The sequence below is a fragment of the Streptomyces sp. BBFR51 genome, assembly GCF_044591655.1.
Lineage (GTDB): Bacteria > Actinomycetota > Actinomycetes > Streptomycetales > Streptomycetaceae > Streptomyces.
The window spans coordinates 6,532,414-6,555,638 of record NZ_CP172448.1; the positions used below are offsets into that span (position 1 = coordinate 6,532,414).

The 23,225-nt window shown below is 68.7% G+C and carries 16 protein-coding genes; 8 read left to right on the forward strand and 8 right to left on the reverse strand.

Annotation, left to right across the window (positions count from 1 at the left end; genetic code table 11):
* Nucleotides 1-9: 9 nt before the first annotated feature.
* The gene (trxA, locus tag ACGH7X_RS29915) at nt 10-336 is read left to right on the forward strand and encodes a thioredoxin (RefSeq protein WP_399890627.1); all 327 of its coding nucleotides are present in this window, start codon (nt 10-12) and stop codon (nt 334-336) included.
* A 136-nt stretch (nt 337-472) separates the two neighbouring features.
* Here trxA and ACGH7X_RS29920 read toward each other — a convergent pair whose 3' ends face one another.
* The 4 genes from ACGH7X_RS29920 to ACGH7X_RS29935 form a co-directional block, all read right to left on the reverse strand.
* Nucleotides 473-901, reverse strand: coding sequence for a cobalamin B12-binding domain-containing protein (locus ACGH7X_RS29920; RefSeq protein WP_217171125.1), 429 nt, complete (start codon nt 899-901; stop codon nt 473-475).
* Nucleotides 902-946: 45 nt separating this feature from the next.
* Complete coding sequence (locus ACGH7X_RS29925; RefSeq protein WP_399890631.1) at nt 947-2,524, reverse strand: methylmalonyl-CoA mutase; 1,578 nt, start codon at nt 2,522-2,524, stop codon at nt 947-949.
* A gap of 107 nt (nt 2,525-2,631) precedes the next feature.
* Nucleotides 2,632-2,907, reverse strand: coding sequence for a DUF5988 family protein (locus ACGH7X_RS29930; protein ID WP_399890634.1), 276 nt, complete (start codon nt 2,905-2,907; stop codon nt 2,632-2,634).
* A 553-nt stretch (nt 2,908-3,460) separates the two neighbouring features.
* Nucleotides 3,461-3,814: a helix-turn-helix transcriptional regulator gene (locus ACGH7X_RS29935; protein ID WP_217171121.1), complete on the reverse strand. Its 354-nt coding sequence runs from the start codon at nt 3,812-3,814 to the stop codon at nt 3,461-3,463.
* 88 nt (nt 3,815-3,902) lie between these two features.
* Here ACGH7X_RS29935 and ACGH7X_RS29940 point away from each other — a divergent pair, with 88 nt between their 5' ends.
* Nucleotides 3,903-4,679 carry an SDR family oxidoreductase gene (locus ACGH7X_RS29940; RefSeq protein ID WP_399890638.1) on the forward strand — a complete coding sequence of 259 codons (777 nt, stop codon included), beginning with the start codon at nt 3,903-3,905 and terminating at the stop codon, nt 4,677-4,679.
* A gap of 62 nt (nt 4,680-4,741) precedes the next feature.
* Here the strand turns inward: ACGH7X_RS29940 and ACGH7X_RS29945 are convergent, their stop codons facing one another.
* Both ACGH7X_RS29945 and ACGH7X_RS29950 read right to left on the reverse strand, forming a co-directional pair.
* Entirely contained in the window at nt 4,742-6,223 is a 1,482-nt protein-coding gene (locus ACGH7X_RS29945; RefSeq protein WP_399890641.1) for an NAD(P)-binding domain-containing protein, read from the reverse strand.
* Nucleotides 6,224-6,259: 36 nt separating this feature from the next.
* Nucleotides 6,260-6,424: a hypothetical protein gene (locus ACGH7X_RS29950; RefSeq protein ID WP_399890644.1), complete on the reverse strand. Its 165-nt coding sequence runs from the start codon at nt 6,422-6,424 to the stop codon at nt 6,260-6,262.
* Nucleotides 6,425-6,926: 502 nt separating this feature from the next.
* On the opposite strand from ACGH7X_RS29950, the gene ACGH7X_RS29955 reads away from it, so the two are divergent.
* The 4 genes from ACGH7X_RS29955 (at nt 6,927) to aepY (ending at nt 16,874) form a co-directional block, all read left to right on the forward strand.
* Complete coding sequence (locus tag ACGH7X_RS29955; protein ID WP_399890647.1) at nt 6,927-13,925, forward strand: SDR family NAD(P)-dependent oxidoreductase; 6,999 nt, start codon at nt 6,927-6,929, stop codon at nt 13,923-13,925.
* A 26-nt stretch (nt 13,926-13,951) separates the two neighbouring features.
* Nucleotides 13,952-14,992, forward strand: a complete 1,041-nt coding sequence (locus ACGH7X_RS29960; protein ID WP_399890650.1) for a ketoacyl-ACP synthase III family protein — start codon at nt 13,952-13,954, stop codon at nt 14,990-14,992.
* Nucleotides 14,993-15,078: 86 nt separating this feature from the next.
* A complete protein-coding gene (locus ACGH7X_RS29965; protein ID WP_399890653.1) occupies nt 15,079-15,774 on the forward strand; it encodes a DedA family protein in 696 nt (231 codons plus the stop codon).
* On the forward strand, nt 15,771-16,874 hold the full coding sequence (aepY, locus tag ACGH7X_RS29970) for a phosphonopyruvate decarboxylase (protein WP_399890656.1): 1,104 nt from the start codon (nt 15,771-15,773) through the stop codon (nt 16,872-16,874). The genes ACGH7X_RS29965 and aepY overlap by 4 nt, the downstream gene beginning before the upstream one ends.
* A 119-nt stretch (nt 16,875-16,993) precedes the next feature.
* On the opposite strand, the gene ACGH7X_RS29975 is transcribed toward aepY, so the two are convergent.
* Nucleotides 16,994-17,395: an ArsR/SmtB family transcription factor gene (locus ACGH7X_RS29975; protein ID WP_381506265.1), complete on the reverse strand. Its 402-nt coding sequence runs from the start codon at nt 17,393-17,395 to the stop codon at nt 16,994-16,996.
* Between the two features lie 110 nt (nt 17,396-17,505).
* A complete protein-coding gene (locus ACGH7X_RS29980; protein ID WP_399890659.1) occupies nt 17,506-19,071 on the reverse strand; it encodes an MFS transporter in 1,566 nt (521 codons plus the stop codon).
* 756 nt (nt 19,072-19,827) lie between these two features.
* On the opposite strand from ACGH7X_RS29980, the gene ACGH7X_RS29985 reads away from it, so the two are divergent.
* The gene (locus tag ACGH7X_RS29985; protein WP_399890662.1) at nt 19,828-20,550 is read left to right on the forward strand and encodes a hypothetical protein; all 723 of its coding nucleotides are present in this window, start codon (nt 19,828-19,830) and stop codon (nt 20,548-20,550) included.
* Nucleotides 20,551-20,658: 108 nt separating this feature from the next.
* Nucleotides 20,659-23,181 carry a molybdopterin-dependent oxidoreductase gene (locus tag ACGH7X_RS29990; RefSeq protein WP_399890664.1) on the forward strand — a complete coding sequence of 841 codons (2,523 nt, stop codon included), beginning with the start codon at nt 20,659-20,661 and terminating at the stop codon, nt 23,179-23,181.
* The last annotated feature ends 44 nt before the right edge of the window (nt 23,182-23,225 follow it).

Below are 23,225 nucleotides of genomic sequence, written 5' to 3' on the forward strand. Positions count from 1 at the left end.
GAAGCCGCAATGGCACTCAAAAGCACCACAGACGCCACCTTCGACCAAGACGTCCTGACCGGCGACAAGCCCGTCCTCGTCGACTTCTGGGCCGCCTGGTGTGGCCCCTGCCGACAGCTGACTCCCTCCCTGGAGGCGATCGCGGCCGAACACGGAGAAAAAATCGAGATCGTCAAGCTCAACATCGACGAGAACCCGGACACCGCCGCCAAGTACGGCGTGATGTCCATTCCAACGATGAACCTCTACGTCGGCGGCGAAGTCGCCCAGACCATCGTCGGCGCCAAGCCGAAGGCGGCGTTCGAACGCGAACTTGGTGCATACCTCGACGCGTGATGGTCGCAGAGAGGTGCTGCAGAGCGCAGACAGCGCCTATTGCGCCGGGAGCCGATGCGGTCTGCCAACCAGTGTCGAATGGGCTGCCTTGGATGTCGGCTGCGGCCGGCGTCCACAGTCTCGTCGCGCGGGGGCACTACGAAGGCACGGACCCGAGGGATTCCTTGCTCGAGCCCACATGAGTCGTCACCCAGTCCACGACCGTTGCCATCGAAGTCCCTGGTGTGAACAGTGCGGCGACTCCCTCTTCCAGGAGGTTTTCGACGTCGTCCAAGGGAATGATGCCGCCCCCGAACACGACAATGTTGGACGCTTCCTCGTGCCGCAGCAGCTTCATGACTTCCGCGAAGGCGGTCATATGAGCGCCGGACAGCACAGAAAGTCCGATGCCATCAGCATCTTCCTGGACAGCGGTGGCAACGATCTGCGCCGGTGTCTGGTGCAGCCCCGTGTAGATGACTTCCACGCCAGCGTCTCGCAGTGCTCGTGCGACAACCTTCGCGCCACGGTCATGGCCGTCGAGGCCGGGCTTGGCCACGACGACGCGCAGGGGGGACGATTGCATAAACGCTCGACTCCTCGTGTTCGCAAGTACGACATTGGGCCATCTCTAGACGTCCAACGGGACGTAGGCTCCCCAGACCTCGCGCAGGGCGTTGCAGACCTCACCCACCGTCGCCCGGGCCCGCAGCGCGTCCTTCATCGGGTACAGGACGTTGTCCTCGCCCTCGGCCGCCTTCTTCAGGGCCGCCAGTGCCGCATCCACCGCCTGCTGGTCGCGCTCCGCGCGGAGCGTGGCCAGCCGCTCGGCCTGCTGGGCCTCGATGGCCGGGTCGACGCGGAGGGGCTCGTAGGGCTCCTCGGCGTCGAGCTGGTAGCGGTTGACGCCGACCACGACGCGCTCGCCGGAGTCGGTCTCCTGGGCGATGCGGTAGGCGCTGCGCTCGATCTCGCTCTTCTGGAAGCCGTGCTCGATGGCGTTGACCGCGCCGCCGAGGTCCTCGACCTTCCGCATCAGCTCCAGCGCCGCCGCCTCGACGTCGTCGGTCATCTTCTCGACGACGTAGGACCCGGCGAAGGGGTCGACGGTCGCCGTCACGTCCGTCTCGTAGGCGAGGACCTGCTGCGTGCGCAGGGCCAGACGCGCGCTCTTGTCGGTGGGCAGCGCGATGGCCTCGTCGAAGGAGTTGGTGTGCAGCGACTGGGTGCCGCCGAGGACAGCGCCCAGGCCCTGCACGGCGACGCGGACGAGGTTCACCTCGGGCTGCTGGGCGGTCAGCTGCACGCCGGCGGTCTGGGTGTGGAAGCGCAGCATCAGCGACTTGGGGTTCTTCGCGCCGAACTCCTCGCGCATCACCCGCGCCCAGATCCTGCGGGCCGCCCGGAACTTGGCGACCTCCTCGAGGATCGTCGTACGGGCCACGAAGAAGAACGACAGGCGGGGCGCGAAGTCGTCCACGTCCATGCCGGCCGCGACCGCCGTGCGCACGTACTCGATGCCGTCCGCGAGCGTGAACGCGATCTCCTGTGCGGGCGAGGCACCCGCCTCGGCCATGTGGTAGCCGGAGATCGAGATGGTGTTCCACTTCGGGATCTCGGCCCGGCAGTACTTGAAGATGTCCGCGATCAGCCTGAGTGACGGCTTGGGCGGGAAGATGTACGTCCCGCGCGCGATGTACTCCTTCAGCACGTCGTTCTGGATCGTGCCGGTGAGCTTCTCCGCGCTCACGCCCTGCTCCTCGGCGACGAGTTGGTACAGCAGGAGCAGCAGCGAGGCCGGGGCGTTGATGGTCATCGACGTGGAGACCTTGTCCAGCGGGATCCCGCCGAACAACACCCGCATGTCGTCGAGGGAGTCGATGGCCACGCCGACCTTGCCGACCTCGCCGCTGGAGATCGGGGCGTCGGAGTCGTGGCCCATCTGGGTGGGCAGGTCGAAGGCGACCGACAGTCCCATGGTGCCGTTGGCGATCAGCTGCTTGTAGCGGGCGTTGGACTCGGTCGCCGTGCCGAAACCGGCGTACTGGCGCATCGTCCACGGCCGGCCGGTGTACATGGACGGGTACACGCCCCGGGTGAAGGGGTACTTCCCCGGCTCGCCCAGCTTCTCGGCCGGATCCCAGCCCGCCCGGGTCTCGGGCCCGTAGACCGGTTCGATGGGCAGCCCGGACTCCGACTCGCGCGCCATGTGAGGGGACCTTTCGCGGGGCGTTGGATGGAGGAGGTCGGCGCCGCCGGCCGGCGATGGTTGTCCGTTGCCGCAGGTGCGCCATGCTTCTGGCGTGGGGGAACGCTCTACTCGGCTATGTAGGTCCGGTAGATCCACGCGTAGACGCGCAGGGAACGTCCGTCGACGTCCCGTACCTCGGAGGTCGCCTCGAAATGCTCGTACCGGTTCTGGACACTGAGCTTGACCCGATCCGCGAACTCCGCAACCTGGTGCACTCGCAGGTCCTCCGGGATGTCCTTTCCACCTGACAGGAAAATGTTGGGCTCCGCAGGACGGCTGTCGTCACTTCGCAGGATGTTGTTGGGGCGGGCCTGAGCAGTGCTGAGGATGGTGCTGGTCATGTGCGAGTCCTCTCACGCAGGGCGCTGTGAACAGCCGAACTGACAGGGGTGGGGAGGCGCGGCCGTGTGGGCGGCGCATCGGTGATCGATGGTGCGGAGGCTCCCTGCGCGTCGATGCGCCAGGGGACACAACGGTCGTAGAAGCGCCACAAAGGGTTCCCGCGACTTCGCTATATCGACTGTTGCCGAATCAAGGCTCAGCTTGGCGTCGATCTGTGGCGACTGTCAACCACTTCCCGGAACTCGAGGATGACGATCTTTCCGGGAGGGTGGAGGTGTGGCGGCACCGGCAGGAGGTGCAAGACACGTGGCGGCACGGCTCTGCGGATGCGGGTACGCGCAAGAAGGCTGCCTGGGCGACGGAGTCCGAGAGTAGACCAGGGATTTCCGCGGACGCTGCGGCGGACCACCGGGTGTCCGGACTGTCGCATGTCGAGTTCGCCCAGCAGGGTGCCGTACCGCTCAGCTGCCGGCGGCAGGGCATGGCTCAGGCGCACGTGGCGGGGAGGCTCAGCCGTCTACGGCAGGGATCGAAAGGGCGTCGGAGTGCCGTTCAGTCGCGGGCAGTGAGGAAGCCGGACAGCGCGGCAAGGACCGCAGGAGCGAGCCGGTAGTACACCCAGGTGCCACGCCGCTCCGAAAGCAGCAGGCCTGCTTCGCGTAGCTTCTTCAGGTGGTGGCTGACGGTGGGCTGGGAAACACCGACATCGGCGATGTCGCACACGCAGGCCTCCCCGTCGGGATGGGAAGCGACCTTGGAGAACAGGCGTAGCCTCACCGGATCACCCAGCGCCTTGAACATGGCGGCGGTGACCTCCGCTTCCTCGTCTGTGAGCTCCCGGTCCGTGAGGGACGGGCAGCATGGTGGAGCGGCGGTGGTGGCCGCCAACTGCGCTAGCTTCGACATGCATCTATGTTGACACTGGTTCTGCCTCCTGCCAAGATCGCTTGATTAGATGTCCATCTAATCATTAGCTGGGGGAAGCATGACAGACGTGCGCACCGCCGATGAGAAAGGGCCTGCGAGGACGGCCGTCGTCTCGGGGGCCAGCAGTGGAATCGGTGCGGCAACCGCACGGGCACTGGCTCGCGACGGCTTCGAGGTCGTTCTGACCGCACGCCGGACCGACAGGCTGGAGGCCGTCGCCAAGGAGATCAGGGACGATGGGGGAGCGGCCCGGGTCTTCCCGCTGGACGTGACCGACCGGGAGGCAGTCCTCGCCTTCGCCGGCCAGGTGCCGGCGTGCGACGTGCTGGTCAACAACGCGGGTGGAGCCTACGGAACGGAACACATCGAGAACGCCGATCCAGGCGACTGGCGGTCCATGTACGAAGTGAACGTCGTCGGTGCGCTGCACATGACCCAGGCGCTGCTCCCGAGCCTGAGAGCCTCTGGTGACGGAGTCGTGGTCGTCATCTCGTCCACCGCCTCGTTCACCTGCTACGAGGGCGGCGGCGGTTACAGCGCCGCCAAGCACGGCGCCCATGTACTGGCCGAGACTCTGCGTGTGGAGGTCTGCGGGGAGCCGCTGCGGGTGGTTGAGGTCGCTCCAGGCATGGTCCACACCGAGGAGTTCGCTCTCAACCGCTATCGCGGGGATCTGAACAAGGCCGACGCCGTCTACGCCGGGGTCGCCGATCCGTTGGTCGCCGAGGATGTTGCCGACGTGGTGACGTGGGCGGTGACCCGGCCGCCGCACGTGAACATCGACCTCCTGGTGGTGCGGCCCCGGGCGCAGGCGGCGCAGCACAAGGTGCACCGCACCTCCTGATACCGGACCGTCGCGAACGCGGTTGTCTCTCCTCGCGGGAGAGGCAACCGCGTTCGCGTAGTTCAGCAGCCGGAGGCGCCGGGTGCGTCGAACATGTCGGCGGCGTAGGCGGCCAGCTGCAGGGCGGCCGTGTGGTCGATGCCGAGTTCCGTGGCAGCGGACAGCACGGCGTCCGATGCGGTGGCCGAAGTGCCCAGGTGCTTGGCGGTGACGTGAAGGAGCTGCTCGTGCTGGTCCTTGGTCAGGCCCAGGCGTAGGGCCAGTGCCTCTCCTCCGGCGGTCACCGAGCACACCCCGGTCTCGGGCAGCTGCAGTTCGACCGACCGGGCGGCTTCCATGTCACCGGCCAGGGCGGCGGCGATGGAGCGGACCTGCTCGTAGCCGGTGAGCATGAGGAAGGTCGGGGCGCGGCCATAGCTCTTCATACCCACGGCGAAGTAGCCGGGTTCGGGGTGGGCCAGTTCACGGTAGCCGTGCGGGGTGACGGTGCCGCAGGAGTGCTGGTTGGGGTCGATGAGCGGGGCCAGCGCGCGGGGCGCGGACATGATCGGGTCCAGTTCCAGGCGCAGTTCGTCGGCGATGCGGTAGTCGGGCCGGAAGCCGGTGGCCGCGACGATCCGGTCGGCGGTGAGGGTCTGCTCGGTGCCGTCCGGGCCCCGGGAGACGAGCTCGACCTGGTCGCGCGCGGGATCGCTGCCCAGGACACGGACGGCGTGGGTGCGGAAGTTGGCGGCGAGGGTGACACGGCCGGTTTCCACGAGCATCTTCAGACCGGAGCCGATGGCGCCACGAGCGGGCAGCTCGTCGTCGCCGCCACCGCCGAAGGAGCCGGCCGGGTCGGCGCCGCGGATGGCCCAGGTGATGGTGGTGTCCGGTACCGTGTCGGCCAGCTCGGCCAGGGCCAGCAGAGTGTTGGCCGCCGAGTGACCGGCGCCGACCACGACGGTGTGGCGGCCGGCGTGCTGGTCGCGGTCCGCCCCGAAGACGTCGGGCAGGCCGTGGTTGATCCATGCGGCTGCGTCCTGCTCACCGTGGGCGGGCAGGCCGTTGGCGCCGACGTGGTTGGGCTGGTTCCAGGTGCCGGAGGCGTCGATGACGGCGCGAGCGAGCAGCTCTTCGCCGTCGGCCAGCCGCAGGGCGAAGGGGGCTGCTTCCCGGCCGGCGGTGCGCAGGCGGTCGATGCCCAGCCTGCTGATGGCGGTGACGGCGGTGCCGTAGCGGATATGTGCGGCGAGGGCGGGCAGTTCAGCCAGTGGCTGGAGGTACTGCTTGACGAGTTCGCCGCCGGTGGGCAGGCCGGAGGCGTCGGGCTCGTCCCATCCGGCCGCCGCGAGCAGACGGCGCGCGGCGGGGTCGGTGTTGAACTCCCAGGGACTGAAAAGCTGGATGTGGGACCAGGCCTGCACGGCAGATGCAGCGGCGTCGCCGGCTTCCACGACGACGAAGGGGACGTTGCGTTCGGCCAGGTGCGCTGCGGCGGCCAGGCCGACGGGGCCGGCTCCGATCACGGCGACGGGGAGACGGTCGGGGCTGAGGTCAACCACGGTGCGGTGTCCTTTCACGAAGGGCGGAGGCGGGAGTCAGGCGTCGCGCGCGGCGTCGCGCGCGGGCGTCACGAGGCCCTCACCGCTGTCCGCCTGCACATGCCGCTCGGTTCGCTGCTCTGCCCGCTGTCGCCATGCGGCGATCGCGGCACAGCAGGAGCTGGTCTGCTCGGCACCAGCGGGGCCGGCGAGTTCGCTCATACGGGTCGGCTCCTGTCGCGGCGGTTCAGACGGCGACACGGGAGCGAGCGCATCACAACCGCCTATATAGATAAACAACGAATCAGGACTCCAGGTTCGCCCCTGTTTCGATGAATGTCAACCTCACGTCCTGGCTTGACGGGGTGTGACGAGCGTCACCCCGCGCCGCGTTGCGTAGGCACCTCACGTCGGGCCAATCTCGATACATGTCGAAACAGCGGGGGTAGTGGCACAGGGGACACCCACCCAGTGCCACAGCAACATCGGGGAACAGCGGCTGTGCCGATAGCCGCGTCCGGCCCGTGAACGGTCAGTGCACTCGCCCCGCACGTGACCGCTCAGCCAGCGGAGCCGACCCTTCCCCGCTGTCACTCCCGTTCTGCCCACGGTATGTGCGCCCGCCACCGGGCCGGTTCCTGCTGCCGGTCCGCCGCGCCCGTACCGCAGTTCCTTCCGTGCTGCTTCACCAGTGAACGGCTTCGCCATGCCCGGAAGGACATTCATGCCTCACGACTCCACCCGCGCGGCTGAGACCGCCAGTGAACCGATCGCCATCGTCGGCCTGGCCGGACGGTTCGCCGATGCGACCAGCCCCGAGCAGCTCTGGGACATGCTGCTCCAGGGCCGCGACGCCATCACGGACATCCCGAGCGAGCGCTACGACATCGATGCCGTCTACGACCCCACACCCCGCACACCCGGCCGCTCGGTGAGCCGGTGGGGCGGCCTGCTGCGCGACATCGACGCCTTCGATGCGGAGTTCTTCGGCGTCTCCCCCCGTGAGGCCGACCGTATGGACCCCCAGCAGCGGCTGCTGCTGGAAGTCGCCTACGAAGCCCTTGAAGACGCAGGTCAGCCGCTTCCCCGTATCGCGGGCACCGACACGGGCGTGTTCATCGGGCAGCTGGGCGGCGACTACTGGCATCTGCAGTACGACAACCGTGATCAGCTCGACCTGTACGCCATGACCGGTGCCGCTTCCCGCGCCATCACCTCCGGCCGCCTGTCCTACGCCTTCGACCTGCGTGGGCCCAGTTTCACCGTCGACACCGCCTGCTCCTCCGCGCTCGTCGCGGTACACAACGCCATGCAGGCGATCCGGCTCGGCGAGTGCCCCATGGCGATAGCAGGCGGCGTCAACCTCGTGCTGCTGCCGGAGGAGGGGGTCGTCTACTCCGGCGCCGGCATGCTCGCCTCCGACGGCCGCTGCAAATTCGCCGACGCCTCCGGTGACGGCTTCGTCCGCAGCGACGGCATCGGCGCGGTCATCCTCAAACCGCTGTCGGCCGCTCTCGCCGACGGCGACCGTATCCGCGCGGTCATCCGCGGCTCCGCCGTCGGCAACGACGGCCAGAGCAGCGGCTACCTGGTCACCCCCGCCGTCGAGGGCCAGCGCGACGTACTGCGCCGCGCTTACGCCAACGCCGGTGTGGACCCGGCCGACATCGACTACATCGAGGCCCACGGCACCGGCACCAGCGTCGGCGACCCGGTCGAGCTCGAGGCCTTGGCCGACATCGTCGGCCCCCGCTCCTCTGACACGCGCTGTCTTGTCGGCTCGGTAAAGACCAACATCGGACACGCCGAGGCGGCTGCCGGGATGGCCGGTCTCATCAAGGCCGTGCTGTGCCTGGAGCACAAGACGGTCCCGCCCAGCCTGCACCTGAAGAACCCCAACCCGGCAGTGGACTGGGACGCCCTGCCACTGACCATTCCCACCCAGGCCACACCGCTGCCGGAGCAGGACCGGCCCGCCATCGCCGGGGTCTCCAGCTTCGGCTTCTCCGGCACCAACGCCCACCTCGTCCTGGAAGCGGCGCCCGGGCCGGCCCCCCGCGCCGCCGACGCCCCGACACCGGGCTCCCGCAGCGAGCTGCTGGTGCTGTCCGCGCTCAGCCCCGAAGCCCTTGCCGACACGTCCCGCGCCATGGCCGACCACCTCGAGGGTCCCGGCGCCCGGCACACCCTGCGCGACATCAGCCACTCCGCAGCACTGCGCCGCACCCACCACGACGCCCGGCTCGCGCTGGCCACCGACAGCCACGCCGAGGCCGTCGCCGCGTTGCGGGGCTTCGCCGAGGGTGACAACGAACCGGGTCTGTCCTTCAGCGACTACACCGACCCGGAAGCGGCGCCCCGGATCGCGTTCGTCTTCCCCGGCCAGGGCTCGCAGTGGCCGGGCATGGGCCGCGAACTCCTCGACACCGAAACGGTCTTCAACCAGACCATGCAGGCCTGTGACGAAGCCATCAAGGCTGAGACCGGCTGGTCGGTCATCGAGCTGCTTCGCTCGGCGGACGAGGAGCGGCTCAAGCAGCTCGACGTCATCCAGCCCACCCTGTGGGCCATGGAGATCGCCCTGGCCGAACTCTGGCGGTCCTGGGGCATCGAGCCTAACGTGGTCATCGGCCACAGCATGGGCGAATCCGCAGCCGCCTACATCTCCGGTGCGCTGTCGCTGCCGGATGCCGCAGCGGTCATCTGTCGGCGCAGCCGCCTGGCCAAGCGTCTCTCCGGGCGCGGCACCATGGCCTGGGTCGGTCTGCCCGCGGACGAGACCGCCGCCGCACTGGCCGGTCACGAGGACAAGGTGGCGGTCGCCGCCATCAACAGCCCCACGTCCACCCTGCTGTCCGGCGACGTCGACGCTCTCACCCAGGTGCTGGCCGCCCTCGACGCGCGCGGTGTCGACAACCGTCGCGTCAATGTGGACTTCGCCTCGCACTGCCCGCAGATGGACGCCCTGCGCGACGACCTGCTCGCGGAGTTGTCCCACATCTCCCCGCGCGCGGGCCGCATCCCGCTGCACTCCACCCTCCTCAACGAAGTGATCGACGGCTCCGGCATGGACGCCGACTACTGGGTACGCAACATCCGTCAGCCGGTCGACTTCGTCGGCGCGGTCCGCGGCCAGCTCGACCTCGGCGACACGGTGTTCGTCGAGGTCAGCCCCCACCCGCTGCTCGTGGCCGGCATCCGCGAGACCAGCCGTACGTTCACTGGCGCGGACACCACCGCGGTGGGCAGCCTGCGCCGCCACACCGACGAGCGCACCGCCCTGCTGACCTCGGCCGCCGCCCTGCACACGGCCGGCGCCAAGCTCGACCTCGGCACACTGACCGCCGACGCCCACTATGTGCCGCTGCCGACCTACCCGTGGCAGCGGACCCGCCACTGGATCAGCCCTGGCCACACCCTCACAGCACCCGCCGCCGCACCTGCTGAGCAGGAACCGGGCCGACAGCCCGCTCATCCGCTGCTGGGTCGGCCGGTGCCCGCCGAGGGCACCACCCTCATCTGGCAGGGCCCTGTGCGCCTGACCGATAACGCCTACCTGCGCGATCACCGCATCCAGGACACGATCATCCTGCCGGGCACCGCCCACCTCGAACTCATCAGCTCAGCCGCGCGCACCGAACTGGGCATCAGTGCGCTGTCGCTGAGCGACGTGCACTACCACCGCGCCCTCTTCCTCGACGAGGACGGGCCCGAACCCGAGGTCCGGGTCACCCTCACCCCCAGCCCGGACGCCTCACTGCACTGCCGCATTTACAGTCGGGAGGACGATACCGACGACTGGACCCTGCATACCGAAGCCACCGCCCGCGCCGTACCCGATGCCGCTCCTCGGGTCGGCGAACCGCTCCACGAGATCCGCGCCCGCCTGCCGCAACACCAGGACGCCGGCGACTTCTACCCGTGGAACGCCGCACGCGGAAACCAGTGGAACGGCACCTTCCAAGGCATCACCGAACTGTGGCGCACCGACGGTGAAGTCCTCGCCCAGTTGATCTGCCCCGCCACGCTCGTGGACAGCCTGGCACGCCACCACTTCCACCCGGCGCTCCTGGACGCGAGCGGGCACGCCATGGCTGCCGCCCGCCCGCTGACCGCTCCCGGTGACGAAGGCGTCTTCGTTCTCGGCGGCATCGACGAGGTCCGCTTCTACCAGCAGCCGTCCGCCCAGTTGTTCAGCCACGCCAGGCTGCTGCCGTCCCCGCGTGAGGACTCCTTCGTCGCCGACATCGACATCCGTGCCGACGACGGCGCACTGATCGCCCAGATGCGCGGCCTGCGCCTGCAGTACCTGGCCGGCCACGCCCCCGGTCTGCTCAATCCCCACACCGAGGACTCCATGACACCACCGCACGCCCCCGCCACTCCGGCATCCCCGCCCAGCAGTACCCGTGACGCCTGGCTGCACACGCTCACCTGGGACCAGGCACCCCTGCCCGCCCCCGACGCAGCCACCACCGACACGGACGGGTTCTGGCTGGTGCTGACCGACAGCGGGTCCACGGGGCGGGCCCTGGTGCGGGAACTGAACGGCCGCGGGCAGCGCGTGGTGGCCGTCACCGCCGGTGCGGGCCAGCTGGCAGGAGGCGGCGACCGCTACCGCATCGACCCGTCGGACGAAGGGCACTACCGCGAGGTCCTGGTGGATGTCGCCCGCTACGGCGCCTGCCGCGGCATCATCCACCTGTGGGCCCTGGACGCCCAGGCCGGTCTGGACGCCACACCCACCGAGATCCGCCGCGCCCAGCTGCTGGCCGCGCACAGTGTCCTGCACCTGGCCCACGCTCTGGAGAAGGAGTCGCTCGGAAACCCGCCGCTGTGGCTGGTCACCCAGCTCTCCCAGGCCACCGGTAGCGCGGAGCAAGTGCGCCACCCCCTCCAGGCCATGTTGTGGGGGCTGGGCCGCACTCTGGCCGCCGAGGCCCCCGCGCTGCACCCACGGCTGGTCGACCTCGACCGGTCCGCAGCCGGCGTCCCCGCCCTGACGGAGCTGCTGCTGCACCCGGACCAGGAGGACCAGATCGCTTTGCGCGACGGTCGGCGCCTTGCAGCCCGGCTGCGGCCGGCGGACGCCAAAGCCCGTCCGCCGCAGGCGCTGTCGCTGCCCGCGCCCGGTGTCATCGACGACCTGCAGCTGCTCGACACGCCCTCACGTGCCCTCGCCGCGGACGAGGTCCGTATCCAGGTCAGCCATGCCGGCGTCAACTACCGCGATGTGCTGCTGAGCCTGGGTATGTACCCCGGACAGGACAACAGGCCGCCGGTGATGGGCTGGGAGTGCGCCGGCACGGTCATCGAGACCGGCCGCGCCGTCACCGACGTCGTGGTGGGCGACGAGGTCATCGCATTCGCCGAAGGGTCCCTGGCCTCCGAAGTCGTCACTCGCGCCTGCCTCACCGCCCCCAAGCCGTCCCGGCTGACCGCGGCCGAGGCGGCGACACTGCCGGCCGCCTATCTCACCGCCTACCACGCCCTGCACGACATGGCCCGCTTGGAGCGCGGCCAGAAGGTCCTCATCCACACCGCCACCGGCGGCACCGGGCGAGCGGCGCTGAACGTCGCCCGCTGGAAGGGAGCCCGCGTCTTCGCCACCGCCGGCAGCGACGCCAAGCGGCAGCTGCTGACCGACCTCGGTGTGGAGCAGGTCGCCGACTCACGCAGCCTGAGCTTCGCCGAGGCCTTCAAGCCTGCCGTCGGCGAGGGTTTCGACGTCATCTGCAACACCCTGGCCGGTGAGGCCATCGAAGCGAACCTGTCGCTGATGGCCCCGTACGGGCATTACCTGGAGCTCAGCAAGCGCGACATCCTCGACAACAACGCGTTGCCGCTGGGCGCCTTCGCCCGCAACCTTTCCTTCCACGCCATCGACGTCGTGCACATGATCCAGTACGCCCCCGAGCGCGCCGGCCGGGTGCTGCGGGACGCCGCCGCCCTGGTCGACAAGGGCGACCTGGAGGCGCTGCCGCACACGGTGTACCCGGTCGAGCAGGCGGCCGACGCCTTCCGCCTGATGGCCCAGGCACGGCACACCGGAAAGATCGTACTGTCGTTCGATCAAGCGTCGACTGCGGCAAGCGGACCGCGCGGCCGGGCTGTGACCGTGCACGCCGACGGCACCTACCTGCTCACCGGGGGCGCGGGCGGCATCGGCGGCCGGCTGGCACTGTGGTTGGCCGACCAGGGGGCCCGCCACCTGCTGCTCACCGGCCGCAGCACACTGCCACAGTGGGACTCGGCATTGGATGCGAACCATCCGCAGGCCACCGCTGTCGCTGTACTCAGGCAGTTGCGTGAGCGCGGCGTGCACGTGACCTATGAGGCAGTGGATGTCGCTGACGCCCAGGCGATGCGGACGATGCTCGAAGCCCGGCGCCACACCGGACTGCCGCCCGTGCGTGGCGTCTTCCATGCGGCCGGGGTCATCGATTACACGCCGCTGAGCGACATGAGCGGTGCCGACATGGACCGGGTGCTGGCGGCCAAGGTCTCCGGGGCGTGGAACCTGCACCGGACGCTGCGCGAAGAACCGGTGGACGCGTTCGTGCTGTTCTCCTCCGGTTCGGCCCTGCTCAGCTCTCCCATGCTGGGCGGATACGCGGCCGGCAACGCCTTCCTCGACGCGCTGGCCCACCACCGGCACGCCCAGGGGCTGCCTGCCACGGTCGTCAACTGGGGCTTTTGGGACAGCGTCGGCATGGTGGCCCGCAAGGAAGAGCAGGAAGAACGCACGCTGCTGCCGCAGGGCATGGCTTCCTTCAGCCCGACCGACGGGCTGGCACTGCTGGGCAGGATTCTGGCCGAGGGGAGGGTGCAGGCCGCGGTGTTGCCGGCCGACTGGCCCGCGTGGGCCCGTGCGTATCCGAGTGCCGCGACAGCTCCGCTGCTGCAGCACCTGACCGGCGGCGACCGGTCCGGGCAGCAGGAACCCGCCCGTGAGGAGCGGCTCGTCGAGCTGGTCACGCCGTCTCAGGTCGCGGAGCCTGCCGTACCGCGCCCGGCCGCCCCCGGTGCCGTCGCGGAGCCCGTGGCCGCTGCCCGGCCCGCGGCGCAGGCCCCGGCTTCCGGACCGGTGACGCCCAGCAGCGAACTGCTGGACTTCCTCAAGCAGGAAGTGGCCGTGGTCATGGGACTGCGCGCGGAACGGGTCAACGTGAGTCGGCCGCTGAACCGGCTCGGTATGGACTCCCTCATGGCCGTCGAACTGCGCAACCGCGTCGAACGCCGCTACCAGGTCAAGCTGCCCATGGTGCAACTCCTCAAGGACGGCACCGTCACCAGCGTCGCCCAGGCCCTGGCCGCCGAACTGAACTCCACAGACGCCACGCCCCACGACGCACCGACGCAGACTGCTGCCGCACCGGCCGCACCGCGCCCCGAGGCGACTGCCCCGGCCACTGAACCGGTCGTCGCGGAGCCCGCGGCGCAGGCCCCGGCTTCCGGACCGGTGACGCCCAGCAGCGAACTGCTGGACTTCCTCAAGCAGGAAGTGGCCGTGGTCATGGGACTGCGCGCGGAACGGGTCAACGTGAGTCGCCCGCTGAACCGGCTCGGTATGGACTCCCTCATGGCCGTCGAACTGCGCAACCGCATCGAACGCCGCTACCAGGTCAAGCTGCCCATGGTGCAACTCCTCAAGGACGGCACCGTCACCAGCGTCGCCCAGGCCCTGGCCGCCGAACTGAACTCCACAGACGCCTCGGCCTGACCGAGCGAGGGACGAGGACCGACTTCATGAAGACCACTGACATCCGCATCGCCGGACTGGGCACGTACATCCCTGAGATCGTCGACGCCCGTAAGGCCGTCGCGCTGGGCTTGTACGACGCCGACGAATACGAGTTCTACGGCTGGACCGGCGCCGCGGTCGCCGACGACATGCCCGCTCCGGACATGGCGATCGCCGCTGCCCGGCAGGCCATGGAACGCTCCGCTCTGCACCCGCACGACATCGATCTGCACATCCACGCCTGCGGTCACGAGCAGGGCCCCGAGGGTTGGTCGCCACAGCACTACATCCTGCGGCATCTGACCGACCGCGACGTGCCCTCCTTCCGTGTCTGGCAGGCCTGCAGCGGCTTGATCGGCTCCCTGGAGCTGGCCGCCTGCTACCTCAAGGCCGTGCCCGAACGCGGTGCCGCTCTGCTCACCGGCGCCGACAACGTCGGGACCCCCAACTTCAACCGGTGGGCCTTCGGGATCCAGAACGGTGTTCTCGGTGACGGAGGCAGCGCGATCCTGCTGTCGAAGACCGAGGGGTTCGCGAGCCTGCTGTCCATCAACACCGGGTCCACCGCCGAGGTCGAGGAGCAGTACCGCGGTAGCGAGCCGCTCTTCCCGCCGTCGCTGACGGTCGGCCGCGGCATGGACTTCAAGGGGCGTCTGGCCGCTGCGGGCGGGCTGGAGGATACCGTCGCCGAGGTCGTGCGCCGTCAAGGCGAACTGCGCACGGAGATCGCACTGCGCACCCTGGCCGAGGCCGGACTGGAACCGGGCGACGTCACCCGCGTCTGCCACGTCTTCACCGGCCAGGAAAGCTATCTGAAGGTCATCCTCGACCCGATGGGTCTCTCCGCCGACCTGGGCCTGCTCGACTTCGGCCGCAACCTGGGCCACATGACGGTCAACGACCAGATCGTCGGCCTGACTCACCTGGTGGAAACCGGGCAGGTCGGCCCCGGCGACCACGTCCTGATCGTCGCCCATGGCGGCGGGGTGTCCATCACCTGCGCCGTCGTACGCATCGACCAGCGGCCCAACTGGGCCGCTGCCTGATCAACCGCGCCCGTCTGCCGGCCCCGCCACGGGGCCGGCAGACGGCATGTCCGCTTGCTCGCACACCACTGTCCTGGGGGGCACCCGTGCAAAACCTCGCCTCATCACCCTTGCTTGACGCCGAAGCCCTGATATCCGGCTTCGGCCTGCTGGGCATCATGGCCACCGTCTTCGCCGAATCCGGCCTGATCGTCTGCTTCTTCCTGCCCGGCGACTCGCTGCTGTTCACGGCGGGTCTGCTTGTGGCCAACGACCAGTTCCTCCACCAGCCCCTGTGGCTGGTCATGCTCGCCATCGCAGCGGCCGCCGTCCTGGGTGACCAGTTCGGCTACGCCTTCGGCCGAAAAGTAGGTGGTGCTCTCTTCAGGCGTCCCAACTCACGGTTCTTCAAGCAGGAGAACGCCGAACGGGCCCAGCAGTTCATGCTCAAGCACGGCCCCAAGGCTCTGGTGATGGCCCGTTTCATCCCCGTCTTCCGCACCTTCATCCCCATCACCGCCGGCATCGGACGCATGTCGTACCGCACGTTCTTCCTGTTCAACGTGATCGGTGCGGTCCTGTGGTCGGTCACCTTGACCCTGGTCGGTTACTACCTGGGCCAAGTCGCCTTCGTCCGCGACAACATCGAAGCCATCGTCATAGGCATCGTGCTCATCTCCGGCATACCCATCATCGTCGAAGGCATCAAGATGCGACGCCGCGCCCGCAATGCCCAGACCGCGGACCACGCACCGTCCACCGCATCCGCCGCCACCCTCGAAACGGAGCAGCCCCGCATATGATCTCCGCAAAGGAATTCTGTGACCTTCTGGCCGACCGTGGCTTCACGTTCGCCAGCGGCGTTCCCTGCTCTCATTTCGGTGGGCCGATCGCGCATCTGAGTACCCAGCCCGGCCGCTACGTTCCCGCGCCGAACGAAGGCAGCGCGCTGGCGGTGGCCGCCGGCGCGGCCCTGGGCGGACAGCGTGCCTACGTGATGCTGCAGAACTCCGGTCTGGGCAACCTCATCAACCCGCTCACCTCGCTGGTGATGACCTACCAGCTGCCGATCCTGACCTTCACCAGTCTGCGAGGCTGGCCGGACCCGGCCACGGACGAGCCCCAGCACGCGGTGATGGGGCCGGCGACGCCAGGGCTTCTCGACAGCGTCGACGCCCCGCACCACACCCTGTACGCGCAGGACGGGGTTGAGGAGTTCTCCGCGGTCCTGGAGAAGGCAGAGAAGGATCTGGCCGGTCAGCGGGCGCCGTTCGTGCTGGTCGAACGCGGCGCCATCGGCAAGGCCACCGCGGCCAACGCCCCGCACACCGAGGGGCTGCCCGCCTCAGAGGCCATCCGAATTGTCACCGCCGCTGCGCCGCAGGCCGCTGTCATCGCGACCACCGGCTTCACCGGCCGCGACGCGTTCGCCGTGGCCGACGCACCCGGCACCTTCTACATGCAGGGCTCCATGGGCCACGCCTCCTCCATCGGCCTCGGCGTGGCGCTGACGCACCCGGAGCGGCCCGTAGTGGTCCTGGACGGGGACGGTGCACTGCTCATGCACTTGGGCACGTTGTCGATGATCGGCAGTGAGGCACCCGCCAACCTGATCCATGTCGTGCTCGACAACCGGGTACACGAGTCCACGGGCGGGCAGGCCACCACTTCGGCGACCACCTCGTTCCCCGACATGGCGCTGGCGGCCGGATACGCCGGCGCGGTCGTCTGTGACAGTGAGGACGCGCTACGGTCTGCGATGCTGCAGGCCCAGGCTGCTGCCGGCCCGTACCTGGTCTGTGTCAAGACGCTGCCTCGCACGGGCGCTGTTCCACCACGCGCGACCAATGCGCTCAGTACGCTGGACATCCGGGACCGCTTCCAGAGCGATCTGCAGCAGTAGCTCGCCCCGGCTGATGGGGGGTGTCCCGCGCGTTGCGTGGAACACCCCCCTCGCCCCGGCTGATGGGGGGTGTCCCGCGCGTTGCGTGGAACACCCCCCATTGTCAGGCCTTCGTGAGTTCAGGCACCTGCAGCCGTCGCGGGCTCGTCGACCCCGGTCTGGAGGCAGGCCGCCACCGTCTCGGGGTCCATGGCGGCCAGGCTGGCGAACATGCGCAGCGGTTCGGCCAAGGTCTGGCAGCACATCACGTACTGATTGCTCCGACCCTTGGGAATCGCCTCGACGAGGTTCTGTTCCCGCAGCGGAGCCAGATGGTGGCTGACCAGGGTCTGGCTCAGACCGGTGGCTTCCTGCAACTCCTTGACCGTGCGGGGACGCTGAGCGATCAACAGGATCAGCATGAGCCGGGTCTCGTCTGCCAGGGCACGCAGTTTGGGTGCCAGCATCTGTGCCCGCTCGTGCTCGCTGAGCCACTGGGCGGGATCACTGACCGCCACTCTGAGCTTTGATGGCCGTGCCATCGCCACCTCCCTCTCGCCCGTGAGCCAGCCGTCCGGCTCGGGCCCCGTCCTGGCGTGCGGGCCGGGGCGGGCTGCGGAGTCGATCCTATGCACTGTCACTCCCCAGTTCTTCAGGAGGCGGCAGGTACGTCGGCACCGCCGCTGTGGGCGCTGACTTCGGGCTGTTCTGTACCGTCGTCGTCGGTGACACGGCCCCGGGGCAGAATCAGCGCGGCGGCGACGGCACCGACGGCGGCGACGCCGACGGCGATCAGCAGGGTGGTGGCGAACCCCCCGACGAACGACTGCTGCGCCGCATCGAGGACACGCTGGCCGGCAGCACCACCGAGCTGCTGGGCAACTGCCGACGCGCCGCTCAGGGACTCGTGTACCGCCTGCCCGGCCTCGCCGGGCAACTGGGCGGCCTGGGGCAGGTCGTCACGGTACAGCGTGGTGATCACGCTGCCGCTGATGGCGATACCGAGTGCGCCGCCGACCTGCATGCCGACATCCGCGACCGCGGAACCGGCTCCCGCCTGGCGGGCGGCGGAGACGACGAGGATGGCATCCACGGCAGCCGGCAGGGCGACGCCCATGCCCAGACCGAACACGGCCAGCCCGATGAGCGCCTGTGCCTGGTCGTCGACGGAGAGCCCGGCCAGGACTCCCAGCCCCGCCGCACACAGCAGCAGACCGAGCACCACCGTCGTCTTCAGCCCCGCGCGCTCCACCAGCTTCGCCGACAGAGGCGCGCCCACCATCATCGTGCCGATGGCGAGCATGCGCAGGCCAGCGCCCAGCGGATCGAGTTCAAGTACCGACTGCAGGTACTGGGTGAGCAGGTACAGGCCGCTGTAGAGGCCGAAGGAGGTGCAGGCGATGGCCAGGGCCCCTCCGCCGTAGCGGGCGTTGAGGAACAGGCCGACGTCGAGCATCGGATGGGCGGTCTTCCGCTCCCACACAACGAAGGCAACCATCAGAACCACGCCGAGGAAGAGAGAGCCGAGCGTGATGACGTCGCCCCAGCCGTTGTGCGGTGCCTCGACCAGGCCGTAGACGATCGCCACCAGGCCCGCCACCGAGAGAAGGGCGCCGACGAGGTCCAGTCCGGGGTGGCCTTCAGCCTTGGACTCGGGGATCAGTTTGGCTCCGCCGATCAGGGCGATGGCCGCCAGGGGGACGTTGATGAGGAACATCGAACCCCACCAGAAGTGCTCCAGCAGCAGGCCGCTGACGAGCGGGCCGAGGGGCACACCGACCGCGGCTGCGCCCGACCAGATGCCGATCGCCTTGCCCTGCTCCTCACGTGGGAAGACGTCCTTGATGATGGCAAGGGTGGCGGGCATCATCAGCGCTGCCGAGATACCCATGAGGGCGCGGAAGGTGATCAGCGTCTCGGCGTTCGAGGCAAACGCGGCGCCCAGGCTGGTCAGCGCGAAGGCGCCCGTGCCGATGGAGAGGAGCCGTTTGCGGCCGAACCGGTCGGACAGACCACCGGCCATGAGCAGGAGCCCACCGAAGGCCAGAGCGTAGGAGTCGACCATCCACTGCAGCTGGCTGCTGGTGGCATCCAGGTCCTTCTGGATGCTGGGCAGGGCCAGGTTCAGGATGAGGGTGTCCAGACCGATCAGGACCAGGCTCAGACACAGGATGTTCAGGATCTGCCATCTGCGGGGATGGCCGGCGGAGCTGTTCACTTACTTCTCCTCGAACGCAACAGGTTGGCGCCCCGTGGGGCGGCCGGGGCCGGCTGTGCCCGCGGGGGTAGGACAGCAGGCCGGCCACCAGCCACGTCCCACTAAACAGCACTGACCCTTATCAACAGTAAACGCTGGTGATAATGGCGCACTTTGTACGCCGCTTCCGGCCATCTCGGCCGGTCGTTCGCAAGTCGCTTCAAGTTGAGCCCAGTTGTCGCTCTGGCGTGCTCAAACAACCCCCGGTGCGACGGGCCGGCCACGAAGGGGCACCCCCGGACAGCGAACGCCGACCGCCAGCGAGTCCCGCCAACACCGCTGATGGGACCGCCATTGCGTGCACCGCTCACCCCGCTCGAGATCACTTCCTACGGCGCAGTAGAGATGGCGCGATCGTTTCCAGTGCTACCGCGAGATACTCGAATACTTTGACCGTCATCGATAAGTTGGTCGAGAAGCAGCACGGAGGGCCTGCATCGGGCCCTGCACGGGGTGCCAAGGGGGCGGGGGCTGGAAGACATGCGTACATCCGACGGGCGGCGACTCGCAGCCCCACCACAGTCAACGCGGCGATAGCACCCCACCACTTCTTCTGTCACGGAACCCGTGCGTGGCGGCACGGTCGTGACATCACCTCAGGCACCACACCAGGCTCGCGCATCGGAGCGCTCGGCACGCGCTCTGCTGCGCCCACAGGGCTGGAACTGTCACTGGCGAAAGCAGTTCAAGGCCTTCCTGTACTTGAAGGGGATAACGATGTCAGTCCACGCCCAGCCACGCCTTGCCCTGGTGGGAGACCGCGGCAATCACGACGAGCCGGCCCACCCGAAGATCGACGCGATGCGTGAGCAGTGGGACTTGACCACCGAGTGGATACCGACCACTGACATACACGATGCCTCTGTTCTCGACGGCTTCGACGGCATATGGGTCGTGCCGGGAGCTCCGTACTTCAACCAGAAGGGCGTGCACGTCGCCGTGCGCCACGCCCGTGAGAACGGGCTGCCGTTCCTGGGCACCTGCGGCGGCTTCTTCAGCGCCCTGATCGAGCACGCCCAGAACGTGCTGCACCTGCCGGAGGCAATCGGCGTCGACGAGGATCCCGAGAAGCTGATGCCTCTCGTCACCCCGCTGAAGTGCTCCTTCCGCGGAGAGAAGGCGCCCTTGCGGGTCAAGGAGAATTCCCGGCTCGCCGCCATCTACGGCACGACCGAGGTGGAGGAGATCTTCCACTGCGACTACGGGCTGACCGACACGTTCATGAACGCCGCCAACGAGGGATCGCTGCAGCTCAGCGCCTGGGACAGCGACGGCGCACCTCGCGCACTGGAGATCACCGGGCACCCGTTCTTCATGGGCAGCCTCTTCCAGCCTGAGCTCTCGTCCGCGCCAGGCGCCGAACACAAGATCCTCAAGGCCTTTCTGGCTGCCGTACGTACCAACGCCAACGCCGACGCTGTGCCGACGCTCACCCTCTGACCCAGGCGACATCTGCTTGTGACAAGGCCGTGCGGTGTAACCGCACGGCCCGGGCACCGCCATGCCCGCCTCGTTCCCCACACCAGGCGGAAGGACCCCCACGTCTCTATGAAGCATGATCAGAACGGCCTGTCCCGGCGCGGCTTCGTCCGCGGCAGCGTCATCGGTGGCGCCGGCCTTGGAACGCCGGTCCTGTTGCCGGTGATATCCGCACACGCCGCCGAAACATCCGCCGCAACAGGTGGGCCATCCGCTGCCGGCGGTGTGACAGTCGCAGGCTTCACCGACCATTCCGCTGCGCTGACGCCGGACAAGACCGTCGCCACGGCCTGCCAGTTCTGCAATTCCAACTGCCGGCTCAACGTCGATCTCAAAGCAGGCCGGGTATTGGCCGTTCGAGGCGAGGACCGCGACCCCGTCCAACAGGGACAGGTGTGCGTCAAGGCCGAGATGATGCCCCAGCTCGTCTACAACGCCGAACGGCTGACCCGTCCGCTTCGCCGCGTCTCCGGTGCGAAGGGCTCACGGCACTCCAAGTTCGAGGCCGTGAGCTGGGAGGAGGCCCTGCGCACCATCGCCAGGAAGTTTCTGGCGCTGCGCGACGCCGGGCAGGCGCACACCATCGCCAACCGCACCACCGGCCGGATGCCCCGAGGTACTGGTTCGCTTGTGGCCCGTATGTTCGCGATGCTGGGCAGCCCCAACAACACGGACGTCGGTCCGGTCTGCAACGACGCCGGCGGCAACGCCCTCGCGATGACCTTCGGACTCGGCAACTTCACCAACGGGTACGGAACCGACGGCGCGACCGGCAAGGACGACCTCGGCTCAGCGCGCCACTACCTGTTCCTGGGCACGAACCAGGCCGAGACCCACCCGGTCACCTTCGACTACCTCCTGCGCGGCCGCAAGAAGAACAACGCGACCCTGACGGTCGTGGACCCGCGTCTGACGCCCACCGGAGCCGCCGCCGACCGCTGGGTGGCGCCGAAGCCGCACACGGACCTCGCGCTGCTGCTGGCCATGCTCCACCACATCGTGCAGGAGAAGCTGTACGACAAGGCGTTCGTCAAACGGTGGGTGGCAGGTTTTGACGAGCTGCACGAGCATCTCGCGAAGCGCCAGTACACCCCCGAGTGGGCGGCAAAGGTAACCGGAGTCGAGGCCGACGTCATCACCGAGATGGCGGTGGAGTACGCGACGGCGAAACCGGCAGCGATCTTCTGCAACGCGGGGATCTCCCACCAGCTCGGCGCCTTCGACACCTACCGGGTGGCCACGTTCCTGGCGGCGGTGACCGGCAACATCGGGCAGCCGGGCGGCGGCTGCAACTTCATGCACAACACCTGGCCCGGCGACCTGCACCTGCCACCCCTGGACGCCGACGTGCCCCAGCTGCGCGAGGCGCTGCCGGTCGGCCCGGACTACTTCGCCGAGTCCATCCTCACGGACAATCCCTACCGGCTGCGCGCGGTGGTGACCCAGGGCAATCCGCTGGTGTCCTCCGCCAACACGACCAAGGTCAAGAAGGCGTTCGAGCAACTCGATTTCTACGTGTACACCGGCCTGTTCATGGAAGAGGCCGCGTACTACGCCGACATCATCCTGCCGGTCTGCAGCGGACTGGAGATGGAAGGCGTCTACATGCGCCGCGACGACCGGGCCATCCGCTGGCAGGACCAGGCCGTCGACCGGGTCGGCGAGTCCCGGCCGGACTGGGAGATCTGGGTCGGTCTCGCTCACGCGCTGGCCGAACTCGACAGCCGTCGACCAGCCGCCGAGTGGCGTGCGGCGTTCCCCGAGCGGTGGATGAACTACCGAGACCTGTGGGACGACTTCGTCACCCACACCCCCGGCGTGGGCGGAATGACCCGCTCCCGGATGCAACGGCGCACCGAGCCGCTTCGCTGGCCGTGCCCCACCGAGGACCACCCCGGCGTGAGCACCCTCTACCTGGACCACCCCAGCTGGTACCAGGCGGCCGAGTCACTCGACCCGGCCAACCGCGGGAAACGCTTCCTCACACCCAGCGGCAAGGTCGAGATCTCGACACCGGCCCTGGAGAAAAAGCTGGCGGTCACCGGACACGGCGCCCTGCCGATCTTCTACACGCACCCCGAGGTCACCGGCAAGAACCCGACCCTGGCCTACAGCCGCAAGTTCGTCACCAACCCTCTCAACCCGCAGGCCGTCACCCATCCGGTCCGCCTGGGCGTACCCGGAAGTGACGCGGTGCACCGTGACTTCCCGCTGATGGGCATGACCGGCCGGCCCAGTGTCGTCCACTTCGCCGAGGTCACCCACTGGACGCCGACGGGCAAGCAGCTCAACGGCATCCGCTTCATCCAGATCCACCCCGACACGGCACGCCGCTCCGGCATCGCCGACGGCGACGACGTCCGCGTTGAAAGCCCTCGCGGATCGGTGACGGGCACCGCGCTGCTGTGGGAGGGGATCAGAACGGACACCGTGTTCGTCCCCAACACCTTCGGCCCTGCCCAGAAGCTGGGTGACCTCTTCGACGACCCCCGCTACGAGGCGGCCAACACGCTCCCCGACGACCGCTTCTACGACAACCTCTCGGGCCAGCAGGCCTTCAAGTGCTTCGCCTGCCGGGTCGTCAAGGCCTGATCCATCGCACGAGTACCGGCTCCACCCACCCGTTTCGCACTGCT

Coding starts and splice junctions, on each gene's coding strand:
- trxA (WP_399890627.1), top strand. CDS start 10: ATGGCACTCAAAAGCACCACAGACGCCACCTTCGACCAAGACGTCCTG.
- ACGH7X_RS29920 (WP_217171125.1), bottom strand. CDS start 901: ATGCAATCGTCCCCCCTGCGCGTCGTCGTGGCCAAGCCCGGCCTCGAC.
- ACGH7X_RS29925 (WP_399890631.1), bottom strand. CDS start 2,524: ATGGCGCGCGAGTCGGAGTCCGGGCTGCCCATCGAACCGGTCTACGGG.
- ACGH7X_RS29930 (WP_399890634.1), bottom strand. CDS start 2,907: ATGACCAGCACCATCCTCAGCACTGCTCAGGCCCGCCCCAACAACATC.
- ACGH7X_RS29935 (WP_217171121.1), bottom strand. CDS start 3,814: ATGTCGAAGCTAGCGCAGTTGGCGGCCACCACCGCCGCTCCACCATGC.
- ACGH7X_RS29950 (WP_399890644.1), bottom strand. CDS start 6,424: ATGAGCGAACTCGCCGGCCCCGCTGGTGCCGAGCAGACCAGCTCCTGC.
- ACGH7X_RS29955 (WP_399890647.1), top strand. CDS start 6,927: ATGCCTCACGACTCCACCCGCGCGGCTGAGACCGCCAGTGAACCGATC.
- ACGH7X_RS29960 (WP_399890650.1), top strand. CDS start 13,952: ATGAAGACCACTGACATCCGCATCGCCGGACTGGGCACGTACATCCCT.
- aepY (WP_399890656.1), top strand. CDS start 15,771: ATGATCTCCGCAAAGGAATTCTGTGACCTTCTGGCCGACCGTGGCTTC.
- ACGH7X_RS29975 (WP_381506265.1), bottom strand. CDS start 17,395: ATGGCACGGCCATCAAAGCTCAGAGTGGCGGTCAGTGATCCCGCCCAG.
- ACGH7X_RS29985 (WP_399890662.1), top strand. CDS start 19,828: ATGTCAGTCCACGCCCAGCCACGCCTTGCCCTGGTGGGAGACCGCGGC.
- ACGH7X_RS29990 (WP_399890664.1), top strand. CDS start 20,659: ATGAAGCATGATCAGAACGGCCTGTCCCGGCGCGGCTTCGTCCGCGGC.